The sequence below is a fragment of the Azospirillum sp. genome, assembly GCF_035627195.1.
In the GTDB taxonomy this organism is placed as follows: Bacteria; Pseudomonadota; Alphaproteobacteria; order Azospirillales; family Azospirillaceae; genus Azospirillum.
Genome location: NZ_DASPMG010000174.1, coordinates 12,617 through 27,368 on the forward strand (window position 1 = coordinate 12,617; position 14,752 = coordinate 27,368).

The 14,752-nt window shown below is 70.6% G+C and carries 16 protein-coding genes, 1 other RNA gene and 1 pseudogene; 13 read left to right on the forward strand and 5 right to left on the reverse strand.

The features are described from left to right. Nucleotides 1-29: 29 nt before the first annotated feature. Together VED21_RS15800 and VED21_RS15805 are read left to right on the forward strand one after the other, a co-directional pair. Nucleotides 30-1,739: a tetratricopeptide repeat protein gene (locus VED21_RS15800; RefSeq protein ID WP_324883629.1), complete on the forward strand. Its 1,710-nt coding sequence runs from the start codon at nt 30-32 to the stop codon at nt 1,737-1,739. Then, entirely contained in the window at nt 1,736-2,707 is a 972-nt protein-coding gene (locus VED21_RS15805; RefSeq protein WP_324883631.1) for an alpha/beta hydrolase, read from the forward strand. Before VED21_RS15800 ends, VED21_RS15805 begins: the two co-directional genes overlap by 4 nt. Nucleotides 2,708-2,716: 9 nt before the next feature. Here VED21_RS15805 and VED21_RS15810 read toward each other — a convergent pair whose 3' ends face one another. Beyond that, a complete protein-coding gene (locus VED21_RS15810) occupies nt 2,717-3,907 on the reverse strand; it encodes an MFS transporter (protein WP_324883633.1) in 1,191 nt (396 codons plus the stop codon). A gap of 146 nt (nt 3,908-4,053) precedes the next feature. Here VED21_RS15810 and VED21_RS15815 point away from each other — a divergent pair. The 7 genes and pseudogenes from VED21_RS15815 to VED21_RS15845 form a co-directional block, all read left to right on the forward strand. Continuing rightward, nucleotides 4,054-4,719, forward strand: a pseudogene (locus tag VED21_RS15815) (AraC family transcriptional regulator); the annotation flags it as partial. A 124-nt stretch (nt 4,720-4,843) separates the two neighbouring features. Continuing rightward, nucleotides 4,844-4,941, forward strand: an RNA gene (gene ffs / locus VED21_RS15820) — signal recognition particle sRNA small type. A gap of 116 nt (nt 4,942-5,057) precedes the next feature. Then, nucleotides 5,058-6,890 carry a DNA polymerase III subunit gamma/tau gene (locus tag VED21_RS15825; RefSeq protein ID WP_324883691.1) on the forward strand — a complete coding sequence of 611 codons (1,833 nt, stop codon included), beginning with the start codon at nt 5,058-5,060 and terminating at the stop codon, nt 6,888-6,890. 3 nt (nt 6,891-6,893) lie between these two features. Continuing rightward, a complete protein-coding gene (locus tag VED21_RS15830) occupies nt 6,894-7,217 on the forward strand; it encodes a YbaB/EbfC family nucleoid-associated protein (protein WP_324883635.1) in 324 nt (107 codons plus the stop codon). A 235-nt stretch (nt 7,218-7,452) separates the two neighbouring features. After that, nucleotides 7,453-8,046 (forward strand): recombination mediator RecR, encoded by a 594-nt coding sequence (gene recR, locus VED21_RS15835; RefSeq protein WP_324883637.1) that lies wholly within the window; start codon nt 7,453-7,455, stop codon nt 8,044-8,046. A 48-nt stretch (nt 8,047-8,094) separates the two neighbouring features. Continuing rightward, nucleotides 8,095-8,466: a type II toxin-antitoxin system RelE/ParE family toxin gene (locus VED21_RS15840; RefSeq protein WP_324883639.1), complete on the forward strand. Its 372-nt coding sequence runs from the start codon at nt 8,095-8,097 to the stop codon at nt 8,464-8,466. Next, nucleotides 8,447-8,752, forward strand: a complete 306-nt coding sequence (locus VED21_RS15845) for a helix-turn-helix domain-containing protein (protein WP_324883641.1) — start codon at nt 8,447-8,449, stop codon at nt 8,750-8,752. The genes VED21_RS15840 and VED21_RS15845 overlap by 20 nt, the downstream gene beginning before the upstream one ends. Nucleotides 8,753-8,803: 51 nt before the next feature. Here VED21_RS15845 and VED21_RS15850 read toward each other — a convergent pair whose 3' ends face one another. The 3 genes from VED21_RS15850 to VED21_RS15860 all read right to left on the reverse strand — a co-directional run bounded on the left by VED21_RS15850 (nt 8,804) and on the right by VED21_RS15860 (nt 10,550). Continuing rightward, on the reverse strand, nt 8,804-9,376 hold the full coding sequence (locus tag VED21_RS15850) for a hypothetical protein (RefSeq protein ID WP_324883643.1): 573 nt from the start codon (nt 9,374-9,376) through the stop codon (nt 8,804-8,806). A 157-nt stretch (nt 9,377-9,533) separates the two neighbouring features. After that, on the reverse strand, nt 9,534-9,791 hold the full coding sequence (locus VED21_RS15855; protein ID WP_324883645.1) for a hypothetical protein: 258 nt from the start codon (nt 9,789-9,791) through the stop codon (nt 9,534-9,536). A 228-nt stretch (nt 9,792-10,019) separates the two neighbouring features. Continuing rightward, on the reverse strand, nt 10,020-10,550 hold the full coding sequence (locus VED21_RS15860; protein WP_324883647.1) for a cytochrome c family protein: 531 nt from the start codon (nt 10,548-10,550) through the stop codon (nt 10,020-10,022). Between the two features lie 177 nt (nt 10,551-10,727). On the opposite strand from VED21_RS15860, the gene VED21_RS15865 reads away from it, so the two are divergent. The 4 genes from VED21_RS15865 (at nt 10,728) to VED21_RS15880 (ending at nt 13,567) form a co-directional block, all read left to right on the forward strand. Further along, on the forward strand, nt 10,728-11,504 hold the full coding sequence (locus VED21_RS15865) for a 3-deoxy-manno-octulosonate cytidylyltransferase (protein ID WP_324883693.1): 777 nt from the start codon (nt 10,728-10,730) through the stop codon (nt 11,502-11,504). Between the two features lie 8 nt (nt 11,505-11,512). Beyond that, nucleotides 11,513-12,379 (forward strand): prephenate dehydratase, encoded by an 867-nt coding sequence (locus VED21_RS15870; RefSeq protein ID WP_324883649.1) that lies wholly within the window; start codon nt 11,513-11,515, stop codon nt 12,377-12,379. A 264-nt stretch (nt 12,380-12,643) separates the two neighbouring features. Beyond that, nucleotides 12,644-12,955 carry a hypothetical protein gene (locus VED21_RS15875; RefSeq protein ID WP_324883651.1) on the forward strand — a complete coding sequence of 104 codons (312 nt, stop codon included), beginning with the start codon at nt 12,644-12,646 and terminating at the stop codon, nt 12,953-12,955. A 126-nt stretch (nt 12,956-13,081) separates the two neighbouring features. Then, nucleotides 13,082-13,567, forward strand: coding sequence for a DUF29 domain-containing protein (locus VED21_RS15880; protein ID WP_324883653.1), 486 nt, complete (start codon nt 13,082-13,084; stop codon nt 13,565-13,567). A 125-nt stretch (nt 13,568-13,692) separates the two neighbouring features. Here VED21_RS15880 and nudC read toward each other — a convergent pair whose 3' ends face one another. After that, the gene (gene nudC / locus VED21_RS15885) at nt 13,693-14,619 is read right to left on the reverse strand and encodes an NAD(+) diphosphatase (protein WP_324883655.1); all 927 of its coding nucleotides are present in this window, start codon (nt 14,617-14,619) and stop codon (nt 13,693-13,695) included. Nucleotides 14,620-14,752 lie beyond the last annotated feature (133 nt).

Here is a 14,752-nt window from a genome sequence, read left to right on the forward strand (position 1 = left end):
GCGCGGAACTCGCCCTTTCCGGACCCGCCATGACCGCCGACGCCGCCCCCGCCGACGCTCCCGACGCCCGAAACGACCTGCGGCGCGCGCTGGAACTCCACACCGCCGGCTGGGTGGGACAGGCGGAGGCGCTGTACCGCCGCTCCCTGACGCTCGACCCCGCCGATCCCGACACCCTGCACATGGCCGGCGTGCTCGCCACCCAGATGGGCGACCCGGCGGGCGGCATACGGCTGATCCGCCGGTCGCTGGCGGTGCGCGACGAGGGGCAGGCGCGCTACAACCTCGCCGTGGCGCTGAAGCAGGCCGGGCGCTTCGACGAGGCGCTGGCGGAGACGCGGGCGGCGGTGCGGCTGGCGCCCGGATTCCCGCAGGCGCACTACAACCTGGGCATCGCGCTGGCCGAACGCCGGCAGTGGCGGGAGGCGGCGGACGCCTACCGCGCGGCGATTCGCCTCAACCCCGGCTACGCCGCCGCCTACATCAACATCGGCAACGTCCTGGTCGACCTGTGGGAGCCGGAGCGCGCCGTCGCCGCCTACCGCAACGCCATCGCGCTGGATCCCACTTACCCGCGCGTCTATTCGAACATGGGCAACGCCCTGCGCGAGTACGACCGCTTCGCCGAGGGGTTCGTCGCCGTGCGCCGCGCCCTGACGCTGGACCCGGCGCTGGCCCCGGCGCGCCACAACCTGGGCAACGCGTACCTGGAGCAGGGCCGCCACGCCGACGCCGCCACGTCCTACCGGGCGGCCATCGCGCTGACGCCGGACCACGCCGCCGCGCACCTGGGCCTGTCGCTGACGATGCTGCACGGGGGGGACTTCGCGCGCGGTTGGGCGACGTACGAGTGGCGCTGGAAAACCGGCGACGCGTTCCTGCCGCCCGGCCCGGTGTGGCGCGGCGAGGAGGTGGCGGGCAAGACCGTGCTGCTGCACGCCGAGCAGGGCTTCGGCGACACGCTGCACTTCGTCCGCTACGCGCCCATGGTGGCGGCGCGGGGTGCCCGCGTGGTGCTGGAGGTGCCGGGGCCGCTGAGGCGCCTGCTGGACCGCACGCCGGGCCTGGAGCGCGTGATCGCCCAGGGCGAGCCGCGGCCGGAGTACGACGCGCACTGCCCGCTGCTGAGCCTGCCGCTGGCCTTCGGCACGCGGCTGGAGACGATCCCGGCCGGCATGCCCTATCTGCACGCCGACCCGGCGGCGGTGGAGCGCTGGCGCGCGAGGCTGGCGGAAGACGGCGCCCTGCGGGTGGGGCTGGTGTGGGCCGGCAACCCGCGCCGCAACGCCATCAACGCCCACGCCATCGACCGCCGCCGCTCCATGCGGCTGGAGCAGTTCGCCCCGCTGGCCGGCGTGCCGGGCGTGCGCTTCGTCAGCCTGCAGAAGGGCGAGGAGACCGCGCCGCAGGCCAAGACCCCGCCGGCCGGCATGGATCTGGTCGATTGGATGGACGAGGTCGGCGATTTCGCCGACACGGCGGCGCTGATCGCCAACCTGGATCTGGTGATCGGCGTCGACACCTCGGTCATCCATCTGGCCGGGGGGCTGGGCAAGCCGGTGTGGATGCTGTCGCGCTACGACGCCTGCTGGCGCTGGCTGGCGGAGCGGGAGGACAGCCCGTGGTATCCCACCATGCGCATCTTCCGCCAGCCGCAGCCCGGCGCCTGGGCGCCGGTGGTGGACCGGCTGGCGGACGAGCTGCGGGCGTGGGCGGGCGGACGGAAGACCGTGGCATGAGGCGCCTCGCCTGCCTGCTCGCGTCGCTTCTGCTGTTGCCGGCGGCCGCGGCGGCGCAGTCGCGGCCGAGCGGCGAGATGTTCACCAACGCCGCCGTCGCCGCGGGGATCACCATCCCGCGGGAGCGCTGCGCCGAGCTGGAGGCGCAGGAGACGGCCACCTGGGTCACCCTGGACAACGAGGGGGACAGCAAGGGGGAGTGCCTGCGCTACTACGCCGCCGGGCTGCGTCCCGGCGTCAACCCCATCGTGGCGGCGTGGATGCACGGCGACATCATGGGCTCCAGGCCGACGCAGATCGGCCACCAGGAAGGGCTGGGCGTCGCCGCCATGATCGCGCAGGAGCAGGCGCTGTCCGACCGCTTCCAGGTGCCCTTCGTCTTCCTGGCGCGTCCGGGTGCCTACGGCAGCTCGGGGACGTTCTGGACGATGCGCCACTCCCCGCGCGAGGCGGCGCTGATGAACGCCCACCTCGACGCGCTGAAGGCGCGCTACGGCATCGCGTCGTGGGCGCTGGGCGGGCACAGCGCCGGGGGCACGCTGACGGCCGAGTTCCTGGCCCGCCGCCGCGACGTGCGGTGCGCCGTGATCGCGTCCGGCGGGGCGGCCTACCGCGCGTACCTGGAGGCGCACCGGCACCCGGCGCTGGCCCGGCCGGAGACGTGGTTCGACCCCTACGACTCGCTCGACCGCATCCCGAAGGACCCGGGGCGGCGCGTGTTCGTGATCGGCGACCCGCGCGAGACCAACGTGTTCTTCCGCACCCAGCGCCTCTATTTCGACGGGCTGGCGGCGCGCGGGCACGCGGCGTGGCTGGTGCCGCTGGAACGCGCGCCCGCGCCGAAGTTCCACAGCCTCGTGGACTTCGGCGAGACCGCCACCGGCCTGTGCGCGCGGGGCGAGGGCACCGACGCCATCCTGGCCACGCTGAAGGCCATGCCCGACCAACGGGCGCGCATCAGCAACTGAAGCACGCCCTCACTCCGCCGGGGCCGGGGCCGGTTCCAGCTCGTCCGGGCGGTGCGGGAAGGCGACGGCGGCCAGGACGATGGCGAGGCCGAAGGCGGCCAGCACCTGGTACACCACCGCGAATCCGCCCGCCGCGTGCAGGCCGCCGACCAGCGGCACGGCCAGCGCGCTGGCCGCGAAGGACACGAAGTAGCGCACCGCGTAGGCACGGGCACGCCAGGACTCGGTCGTGTACTTGGCGACCATGGTGTCGTTGATGGTCACCTGCCCGAAGATGGCGAACATCATGAGCAGCGCGGGGGCCACCAGCGCCCATCCCTCCACCGTCGCGGCCAGCAGCAGGCCCGGCGCCTGCAAGGCCGCCAGCGGCAGGAATACGCGGCGCAGCGTGTAGCGGTCCAGCAGGTGGCCGATGATGAGCTGCGACGTCGCCCCCAGCGCGTAGATCGCCGACACCAGCGCCCCCACGCCCAGCGGCGTGCCGGCCACCGCCAGCAGACGCTCGTCGAACAGCTTGGGCAGCGACACGGTGGCCGCGTTGAACACCACGCCGCCCGCCACCGTGGTGACCGCCAGCACGGAGAAGGCGCGCACCACCACGCCGCGCGGCAGGTTGGCCGTGGTCCGGGCCGCCGCCCGCGCGGGGGCCGGCGCGTCCGGCACCAGCGCCAGGAACAGCAGCCCGACGGCGACGGCCACCACGCCCGGCACCACGAAGGCCATCCGCCAGCCGAACCACTGGGTAAGGCCGCCGGCGACCAGCGCCGCCGCGGCGATGCCCAGGTTGCCCCACACGCCGTTGATGCCGATCTCCCGTCCCAGCCGGCCGGCGTGCGCGGTCAGCATGGCCGTGCCGACCGGGTGGTAGATCGACCCGAACACGCCGACCAGGGTGATCCCGGCGGCCAGCTGCCAGGGCGTGTCCGCCAGCCCGGTGAGCGCCGTGGCGGCGCCGATGCCCAGGAAGAACACCGCCATCATGTTGCGCCGGCTCCACCGGTCGCCCAGCCAGCCGGCGGGGATGGAGCCCGCGCCGAAGGCGATGAAGCCGCCGAGCGACAGCGCCAGAAGCTCCCCATACGACAGGCCGAAGGCGTCGCCCATGCCGAGCACCGCGGTGGGCAGGATGAGCATGTGCAGGTGGTCGATCACGTGGCCGGCGTTGACGAAGGCGATGACCCGGCGCGAGGCGGCGGTCATGGCGGCGCTCCTTTCTCTTTCTGGGTTGGACCTGGACCGAGGATACGTGTGTCCGGTAGACTGCGTCCGGCCATAGATCGTCGCGAAACGGACACACCTGCATGTGCATCACCGATCCCGACGACCTGCCCGGCCGCGTCGTCGCCATGGCCAAGGAATACCCGCACGGCACGCGGGTGGAGCCGCACCGGCACCGCCGCGCCCAGCTGCTGCACGCCATCACCGGGACCATGCGGCTGGCCACGGACGAGGGCGCCTGGATCGTGCCGTCGCTGCGCGCGGTGTGGATCCCGCCGGGGGTCGAGCACAGCTTCCTGATCGCCGGCGACCTGTCCATGCGCACGCTGTACATCGACCCCGACGTGCCGGTGTTCGCCGACGGCGGACGCTGCCGCGTGCTCCAGGTGTCCGGCCTGCTGCGCGAGCTGATCCTGGCCGCGCTGGACGATTCCGATCATGGTCCCGGCGGGGACCCGGCGCCGGACGGCCGCGCGGCCCTGATCACCGCGCTGATCCTCGACGAGCTGGCCCGCGCGCCGGAAGTGCCGCTGGGCCTGCCGATGCCGCGCGACCGGCGGCTGGCGGCGCTGTGCCGGGCGCTGGTCGACGACCCGGCCCGGCCGGATTCGCTGGAGACCTGGGCGGAGCGCAGCGGGGCCAGCGCGCGCACGCTGGCGCGCCTGTTCCGGCGGGAGACCGGCCTGACGTTCGGCGCGTGGCGGCAGCAGGCGCGCCTTGCCGAGGCGCTGGCGCGGCTGGCGCGCGGCGATGGGGTGGCGGCCGCCGCGCGGGGCGCGGGATACGACAGCCCCAGCGCCTTCACCGCCATGTTCCGCCGCGCGCTGGGCGAGACGCCGCGCCAGTATATGGAGGGGATGATCCCGCCCCGGCGGATTCGCCTTGCATCCCGGGCCGGGAGTGCCGATATTGCGCCTGGGAGGTTGGCGGCGGACGGGTCCCTCGCCAACCCGGTCAGGTCCGGAAGGAAGCAGCCGTAACGAGTTCCGGCTCGGGTCGTTCAGTCAGCCTCCCACCCTCTTCCCCACAGCGTCGTTTTTGACTGACCGCCGGGCCGCGGTGCCGCTATGCTGCGGGCCGCCGACGTGACAAGCCGTCTCTTCGCCCGGATGCGCCCGCAGTGAACGACACCGTGACCGATACGCCCACCGCCGCAAGCGACACCGGAGCCGCCGGCAACGGCCTCGCCTACCGGGTGCTGGCGCGCAAGTACCGCCCCAGGACGTTCGACGAACTGATCGGGCAGGACGCGCTGGTGCGCACGCTGACCAACGCCGTCAATTCCGGGCGCATCGCGCAGGCCTTCATGCTGACCGGCGTGCGCGGCGTGGGCAAGACGACCACCGCCCGCATCATCGCCCGCGCGCTGAACTGCACCGGGCCGGACGGCACGGGCGGGCCGACCATCACGCCCTGCGGCGTGTGCGACAACTGCCGCGCCATCGCGGAGGACCGGCACGTCGACGTGATGGAGATGGACGCCGCGTCGCACACCGGCGTCGACGACATCCGCGAGATCATCGACGGCGTGCGCTATTCGCCGGTCGCCGCGCGGTACAAGCTGTACATCATCGACGAGGTCCACATGCTGTCCAAGAGCGCGTTCAACGCGCTTTTGAAGACGCTGGAGGAACCGCCGGCCCACGTGAAGTTCGTCTTCGCCACCACCGAGATCCGCAAGGTGCCGGTGACGGTGCTGTCGCGCTGCCAGCGCTTCGACCTGCGCCGGGTGGACAGCGCCGTGCTGAAGGAGCACTTCACGCGCATCACCGAAAAGGAAGGTGCAACCATCGAGCCGGACGCCGCGGCGCTGATCGCGCGCGCCGCCGACGGGTCGGTGCGCGACGGGCTGTCGCTGCTGGACCAGGCGATCGCGCTGGGCGGCGGGCACGTCAGCGTCGTGCAGGTGCGCGACATGCTGGGCCTTGCCGATCGTGCGCGCATCATCGACCTGTTCGACGCCGCCATCGCCGCCAAGCCGGCGGAGGCGCTGGACACGCTGGCCGACCTGCACCGCGTGGGTGCCGACCCGGTGGTGATCCTGCAGGACCTGCTGGACCTCGTACACAATCTGACGCGGCTGAAGGTGGTGCCGGCGTCGTCCGCCGACCCCTCGCTGCCGGAAGCCGAGCGCACGCGCGGGGCGGAGATGTCGGGCCGGCTGTCCATGCCGGCGCTGACGCGCGCGTGGCAGCTGCTGCTGAAGGGGTTGGGCGAGGTGCAGGCGGCCCCGGTGCCGCAGCAGGCGCTGGAGATGATCATCGTGCGGCTGGCCTACGCCGCCGACCTGCCGACGCCGGGCGACCTGATCCGCCAGCTGCAGAACGCCGGGCAGAACGGGGGCGGTGCGGGAGCGCCCGCGCCGCGCGGGCCCGGCGGCGGGCCGGTGGCGATTGCCGGCGGCGGGGTGCGCGCCGTGTCGAACGGGTCGGCCCAGGCCGCGGGCGCGCCGCGCCCGGCCGAGGCGGTGGCCGAGGGGGCCGAGACCCTGCCGATGCCGCGCGACTACCGCGCGCTGGTGCAGATGTTCGCCGACCAGCGCGAGGGCGCGCTGTACGGCCAGCTGTACGGGGCCGCGCATCTGGTGAGGCTGGAGCCCGGCCGGCTGGAGCTGCGCCCCGAGCCGCAGGCGCCCGCCAACCTCGCCAACCGCGTCGGCCAGTTGCTGACCGAATGGACCGGCCAGCGCTGGGTGGTGATGGTGAGCACCCGCCCCGGCGAGCCGACCCTGGCCGAGCAGGACGACGCGGAAGAACGCCGCGCGCTGGAGGAGGCCCAGGCCCACCCGGTGGTGCGCGCCGTGCTGGCGGCCTTCGAAGGGGCCAGGATCGTCGAGGTGCGCGACCTTACCAAGGCGGCGGCCGAGGCGCAGGCCGCGGCCGAGGTTGCGGATGAACACGACAGTGACGACATCAATATCCGCGACGCCCTGTTGTACCCGTTGGATGAAATTGGAGACGAATAAGCCATGAAGAACCTCGGCAACATGATGAAGCAGGCCCAGCAGATGCAGGCCAAGATGGCCGAAATGCAGACGAAGCTGGCCGAAATCGAGGTGAGCGGCCAGTCCGGCGCCGGCATGGTGAACGTCACGGTGAACGGCAAGGGCGAGCTGAGGAAGGTGAAGCTCGACAAGTCGATCGTCGACCCCGAGGACACCGAGATGCTGGAAGACCTCATCGTCGCCGCCTTCAACGACGCCAAGACCAAGGTCGAGCAGCACGTCGCCGACGAGACCGCCAAGCTGATGGGCGGCCTGAAGCTGCCGCCGGGCATCAAGCTGCCGTTCTGAGGCGGGGATTGGGACACGGACAGGGCACGGATACACACAGACATCTTCTTCATCTGTGTTTATCTGTGTCCATCTGTGTCAAAACAACACTCCGCCGCTGAACGCGCCCTGCGGGAAAGAGATTTTTGACACAGATGAACACAGATGGACACAGATGAAGGAAATGAATGTTCTTCTCTTCGTGTTCATCCGTGTCTCCAAGAATTTCCCGTGATAGGGAAAGCGGCTGGAATTCATGATCGGACCTGAAATCGAACGGCTGATCCAGCTTCTGGGCAAACTGCCGGGGCTGGGGCCGCGGTCGGCGCGGCGGGCGGCGCTGCACCTGATGAAGCGGCGCGAGAGCCTGCTGGTGCCGCTGTCGGAGGCCATGGCGCTGGCGGCCGAGGCGATCCGCACCTGCGAGGTGTGCGGAAACATCGACACGCGCACCCCCTGCACCGTCTGCGCCGACCCGACGCGCGACCGCTCCACCATCTGCGTGGTGGAGGATGCCGGCGACCTATGGGCGCTGGAGCGCACGCGCTCCTACCGCGGCACCTACCACGTGCTGGGCGGCACGCTGTCGGCCCTGCAGGGCGTGGGGCCGGACGACCTCAACATCGCCTCCCTGGTCGAGCGCGCCCGCGACGGCGCGGTGAAGGAGGTGATCCTGGCGCTGAACGCCACCGTGGACGGCCAGACCACCGCGCACGTGGTCACCGACCGCCTTGCGGCGGCCGACGTCACCGTGTCGCGCCTGGCGCACGGCGTGCCGGTGGGCGGCGAGTTGGACTACCTGGACGACGGGACCCTGACGGCGGCGCTGAAGGCCCGGCGGCCGTTTTGATGATTTGAGACGAGTTGCCGGATGTCGCCCACTGGGTTACCATCGGGCATGCATTCCGGCCGCCTGCACAGCGTCATCGAAACGCCCGCCTATTTGCGGAAAACAGAGCGTTTCCTGTCGGAACACGAGCGTCGGGTCATTGTGGACATGATCGCAGCCAACCCGCTGGCCGGCGACCTGATCCCGGAAGGCGGCGGCATCCGCAAGCTGCGCATCCCTGTCGCCGGAAGAGGCAAGCGCGGCGGCGCCCGAGTGATCTACTATCATCATTCGGAGCGGTTGCCGGTCTTTCTCCTGACTGCTTTCGCCAAGAACGAGCAGGCGGATTTGACGATGAAAGAGCGGCATGCGTTGGCCGCTGCGGTGAAGCAAGCCACCGTATCCTATGGAAGGCAGGCAGATGGCCAAGAGCGCGTTTGACGACATCATGGCCGGGATCCAGGATATGGCCGATATCCTGAACGGTATCGCCGATCCGTCCACCTACCGGGTGCATGTTCCGGAACGCATCGACGTGCGCGGCATCCGCAAGAACCTGGGCCTCAGCCAAGCCGAATTCGCGGCGCGATTCGGCTTTTCGGTCCACACGTTGCGGAAGTGGGAGCAGGAAGGGCGCCAGCCGGAAGGACCGGCGCGCGCCTACCTGAAGGTCATCGAACGCGATCCGGAAGCGGTGCGAAAGGCCCTGTGGGGCTCAGCCGAGTAGACGCACGGACGCGGTGCGGTCGCCTGAGGGCCGCACCGCGGAACCGCCGGACTACGGCTTGGCCGGGGTCGTCGGCACCTCGGCCGTCTGCGGGGTGGAGTCGCCCACCGGCATCATGATGTGGGCGTAGGGCGTGCCGCCCCACATCACGTAGGGCACCTTCGGGTTCTCGGCCGTGCGCGGGTGGCCCGGCATGCCGTCGACGCCGCCCAGGATCATCACGTGCGGGCCGGTGTCCACCCAGACGTGGCCGGTGGCCGGCGCGGTGGCGTAGGGGTCGTCGTTGCTGGCGTCCGAGCCGCCGGCCAGCATGTAGCCCAGGCCGATCCGGCCCTTTTCCGGCTCCTTGCGCCCCATCCACGCCTTCGCCCACTCCATGCCGTTCCTGTCCAGGCACATGGGGTCGTTGCCGGGCGTCATCGGGTTGTCGGGCATGCAGGTGAAGGTGCCCGTTCCTTCACGCAGGGTCCGCGCCTCCCCCTTCTCGTTCATGGCGATGATCGTCGCCGTTTCGGACACCGCGCGCGGTGCCGCCGACATGGCGTTGGTGATCATCTCGCCGTCGGTCATCGCCGCCGTCAGCGCGGCGGCGGACAATAACAGGGCCACCCTGTACATGGTCATGTGATGCCCCCCTGGAATGCGCAGCCGGGACGGCTGCCAGGGAAGCATGCACCCACGCGGGCCGGGGGCTTTCGATTACGACGGACGTATGCCGGACGAGGCCCTTGCCTGCCCCATCCGGCTAATCCGGCGGAGAAGCCCGCCCGTTGGCGGACGCTCAATCCACCACGGGGCAGCGGCCGTCGGCCCAGGCGAGCGGAATGGCGTTGTTGCGGTCGGTCAGGGTGTGCAGTTCGGTGAGGTTGCCGCCGGTTCCCTGGACCATCGATGCGGCGTATGCGGCATAATGCTGCATCAGAATAATGCGCGCAATTGTCGCATCCTCACCGTTACGCTCGTCCCGTTCGACCCGCCGTTCCAGTCCGGTGATTGCTTCGCGATGCCGTTCCGTTGCGGAGTTCATTGCCGCCATCATGCCGACACCTCTCGCGTCCGTGAGCGTTCCGTTTCAATATTGTTATCAGAGAAGTGACGTGGCGGCAATACTCACAAGTCCGTAGTACTTGTATTCGAGCCGATATCGTTCGCCTTGCATGCATATGGCTGGACGGACGGTGCAGCGGCGCTGTCCCATAAGCGCGCAAAACCCCGCCCCTCCCCGCCGGTGGCGGGGAAGGTGCGGGGTTCCGGGCGGAACGGGCGCTTACTGGGGAAGCGGCGGCGGGTTGTCGGAGAGGGAGCGCAGGTAGGCGATGACGTTGGCCCGCTCCTGGTCCTTCTTGATGCCGGCGAAGGTCATCTTGGTGCCGGGGGCGTAGCCCTTGGGATCGTGGAGGAACTTGTTCAGGTCCTCGTACGTCCAGTCGCCCTTGCCCTTGATGGCGTCGGAATAGGCGAAGCCGGCCACGTGGCCCTTGGCGGCACCCACGACGCCGTACAGGTTGGGGCCGACCTTGCCCGCCTCGCCCTTGTTGAAGCTGTGGCAGGCGGCGCAGGCCTTGGAGGCGGTCTGGCCGGCCGCCGCGTCGGCCTTGGCGAGCAGCGGGCCGATCGGCGCCGGGCCGCCGGTGGAGGCCGCCGCCGGCTGGGCGGTGCCCTGCCCTTCCGGCACGGCGACGACGTAGGCGGGCTTTTCCAGCGGCTTGGGGTGCACCAGCACCTCGGCGGCGAAGCCGGCCAGCATGGCGATCAGCATGCCCAGCAGCACGGCCCCGAATATCTTATTGAATTCCATCGACATTACGCCTCATCCCTCTCGTTCTTCGTCTTGTTTCCAAGCTCTTCGTTGCGGAACGGCCGCCGCCGGCGGGGCCGTCCCAACCCGTAAATTGGTCTTCGCGGGGTTGACGGAAAGTCTCGATCCGTGCTTCACCCGCCGGACCGCCCCTTCCCCGCACGACCGGTTGCCATGATGACCAACCCGCCCCCCGTTCAACGGCCAGCTTCCAACCCCGTCGTCGTGATCCCCGCCCGCATGGCCTCCACCCGGTTGCCGGGCAAGCCGCTGGCGGACATCGACGGTGCACCTATGATCGTGCACGTCTGGCGCCGCGCCGTCGAGGCCGATATCGGCCCGGTCGTCGTCGCCGCCGCCGAAGCGGAGGTCGCCAAGGCCATCGAGGACGCGGGCGGCCGGGCCGTGCTGACCCGCCCCGACCACCCGTCGGGCTCCGACCGCATCTTCGAGGCGGTGTCGCTGGTCGACCCGCAGGGCCGGCACGACGCGATCGTCAACGTGCAGGGCGACCTGCCGACCGTGGAGCCGGAGGTGGTGCGCGCCGCCTTCGCCCCGCTGGCCGACCCGGCCGTGGACATCGCCACCCTGGCCGTCGCCATCACGCGGGAGGAGGAGCGGACCGACCCCAACGTGGTGAAGGCGGTGCTGGAACTGGCCGACGGCGCGCGGTGCGGGCGGGCGCTGTACTTCACGCGCGCCACGGCACCCTGGGGCGAGGGGCCGCTGTTCCACCACATCGGCCTGTACGCCTACCGCCGCGCCGCGCTGGAGCGGTTCGTGACGCTGCCGCCGGCCGCGCTGGAGCAGCGCGAGCGGCTGGAGCAGCTGCGGGCACTCGCCAACGGCATGCGCATCGACGCCGCCGTCGTTGACGCGGTTCCGCTCGGCGTCGATACTCCGGCCGACCTGGAGCGCGCCCGGGCGATCCTGGCGCGCCGCCCCTCCGCTTGAGCCTTTCCATGCAGCCGCACGACCTCATCGCCTTCCAGGGCCTGCCCGGCGCCTATTCCGACCTGTCCTGCCGCTCCGTCTTCCCGGAGATGAAGACGCTGCCCTGCGCGACGTTCGAGGACGCCTTCGCCGCCGTGCGCGAGGGGCGCGCGAAGCTCGCCATGATCCCGGTGGAGAACTCCGTCGCCGGGCGCGTCGCCGACAACCACCAGCTCCTGCCCGAGGGCGGGCTGCACATCATCGGCGAGCATTTCCAGCGGGTGAACCACCAGCTGCTGGCGCCGAAGGGGGCGACGCTGCAAACCATCAAGACGGTGCGCAGCCACATCCAGGCGCTGTCCCAGTGCCGCAAGCTGACGCGCGAACTGGGCCTGGAGGTGATCCAGCACGCCGACACCGCCGGCGCGGCGGCCGAGATCGCCAAGCTGGGCGACCCGCGCCACGCCGCCATCGCGTCGGAACTGGCGGCGGAGATCTACGGGCTGGACATCCTCAAGAACAACATCGAGGACGCCGAGCACAACACCACGCGCTTCCTCATCATGTCGCGCGAGCCGAAGATCCCGCCGGCCGGATCGACCAAGACCATCACCACCTTCGTCTTCCGCGTGCGCAGCGTGCCGGCGGCGTTGTACAAGGCGATGGGCGGCTTCGCCACCAACGGCGTCAACATGACGAAGCTGGAAAGTTACATGATCGGCGGCCGCTTCACCGCCGTGCAGTTCTACGCCGACGTGGAGGGCCACCCGGACGAGCGCCCGCTGCGCCTGGCGCTGGAGGAGCTGGACTTCTTCGCCCGCGACGTGAAGATCCTGGGCGTCTACCCGGCCAGCCTTTTCCGTTACCAGGGCAGCCAGCTGCACGGTGAGGACTGACGGCCAGATATCTAGCCCATGCTGCACCGCGTCGGCGTTTCTTGTGCATCGCGGCAGACAAGGGAAAGAATCAACCGGAAGAAATGCGGCATCCGGTCGCAGAGGCGCTTATACGTCGTCTTAACCTTGTCTTGGACTGTCCTTAATTCCTGGCATGTGATACAAATGTGACTATCGAAGAGCCCGGAAAACCGGGCCTTCAGCCCCGGCGTGCGTCGGGCTCGACCCCGACGGCGTCCATGGCACCACTGGATGGAGGTTGCCATGCTGACTTACGAGGACTGCATCGGTCTTGCTGACCTTGAGAAGGACGAGGTGGCGGAGATCGCGGAGCACGAGCGGCTCCCGTACATGACCGCGCTCGAAAAGGGTGCGGCGCTGCTGATGCAGCCGTGGGGCGACGCCGCCATCCGGCAGATGGTCTGGGACAACCTGTGCAAGGCCAACCAGCGCCAGAAGGGGGACCGCTCCCTCGAACTGGCGGACCTCTACCGGACGACCTGCGAGCGGCACCCGAACCCGTGCGACCGGCGCAACTCGCCGGTGCGCCCCACGCACCCGATCTGGCGGCAGTGACCGCCCGACCGACCTTCCCCAAGCCCGGCCCGCCCTGAGCCGGGCTTTCCGTTGGTCGGGGGGCTGTTGGAACGCTATATTCGAGGCATGACGAAGATCACGGCATCACGGCGCATTCTCAAGGGAATGGCTCAGCCCCGGACGAGCAGCGCCACGCCGGCCGTTTCCGGGGCCGACGGCCTGTACGAGCGCGATCTGGTCGCGTGGCTCAATGTGCAGGTGGCGCTGATCCGTGACGGACAACTCGACCGCATCGACCTCGCCAACATCGCGGAAGAGTTGGAAAGCATGAGCCGCAGCGAGAAGCGCGCGATCTACAACCGCCTGATCGTGCTGCTGCACCACCTGCTCAAGCACGCCTTCCAGCCCGACCGGCGCAGCGCCAGTTGGCGCGCCTCCATCGTCGAGGCGCGGCAGAAGATCGCCAAGCGCATCGACGACAGCCCGAGCCTCGCCGGCTATCCGGCGGAGCTTCTGGAGGGCGGGCAGTGCTTCCAGGCGGCCGTCGAGCGGGCGATGGCGGAGACGGGCCTGCCGCGCGACGCGCTTCCGGACCGCCTTCCCTGGACCGCCGGACAGGTGCTCGACCGGGATTTCTGGCCGGAGCGCTGACGCCCCCTACCCCGCCGTGATCCAGCACCGTAGGTTGGGTTGAGGCGCCAGCCGCAAAACCCAACGTGTCCGCGGCGCGAAGGGCGTTGGGTTTTCGCCTGCGGCTCAACCCAACCTACGGGTCCCTACCCCGCCGCGATCCAGTCGTCGATCAGGCGGCGCGCGATGGAATCGCCGCGCGGGGGGCGGAAGCTTTCGTCGTCGGGGGCGCAGTCGCGCATGCGCTCGCGCGTCACCCAGACGGCGTGCTGGATCTCGTCGGTCAGCGCGATCTCGGTGTCCAGCGCGCGCGCCGTGAAGCCCAGCATCAGCGAGGAGGGGAACGGCCAGGGCTGGGAGGAGTGGTAGCGGATGTCGGTGACGCGCAGCCCCACCTCTTCGAACACCTCGCGGGCGACGGCCTCCTCCAGGCACTCGCCGGGTTCGACGAAGCCGGCCAGCGTGGAGTACATGCCCGGCGGCCACGCCGCCTGACGTCCCAGCAGGCAATGGTCGCCGCCGTCGTGCACCAGCATGATCACCGCCGGGTCGGTGCGCGGGAAATGCTGCGCGCCGCAGGCGGGGTTGCTGCACACGCGCACGTGCCCGGCCTCGGCGCTCAGCGCCGGGGCGCCGCAGACACCGCAGAAGCGGTGCCGGGCGTTCCACCACAAAAGGCCGCGTGCGTAGGCGCACAGCGCCGCCTCGCCGCGCGGCAGCAGAAGGCCCATGCTGCGCAGGTCGAGGAAGCGGCCCTGCCCGGCCAGAAGCGGGTGGGCGGCCATCGCCTCGGCCTCCGCCGCCAGGGCGGTGAGGTCGACGGCGAACAGCGGCACCTCGCCCATCAGGCCGAGCAGCACCGGCTCCACCTCAGCGCCCCAGTCGCACGCGGCGGGCAGCATGACGGCGCGGGGTGCCTCCTCCGGCCCGTTGACCAGCGAGCGCGCCTGCCAGAGCGGCAGGACCAGGGCGTCCGGGGCGGCGCGGGCGGCGCTGAGCCAGCCGGCGTCCTTGCGGCGGTGGGCGGCACGGTCGAGCGGCGCCGCCGCATAAACGTTTGGCCTTTCGATCATGCAGGAAGTGTAGGCGCGGCAACCCCCCGCGGCCAAGCGCCGCCCTTCATAAACGCGGCGCATGGCAGCCGCGCTTTCCCGTTTGCAGCGGTGCCGCGCGCCTTCTAGGATGCCGCCTCGTTCGTCTGCCGGC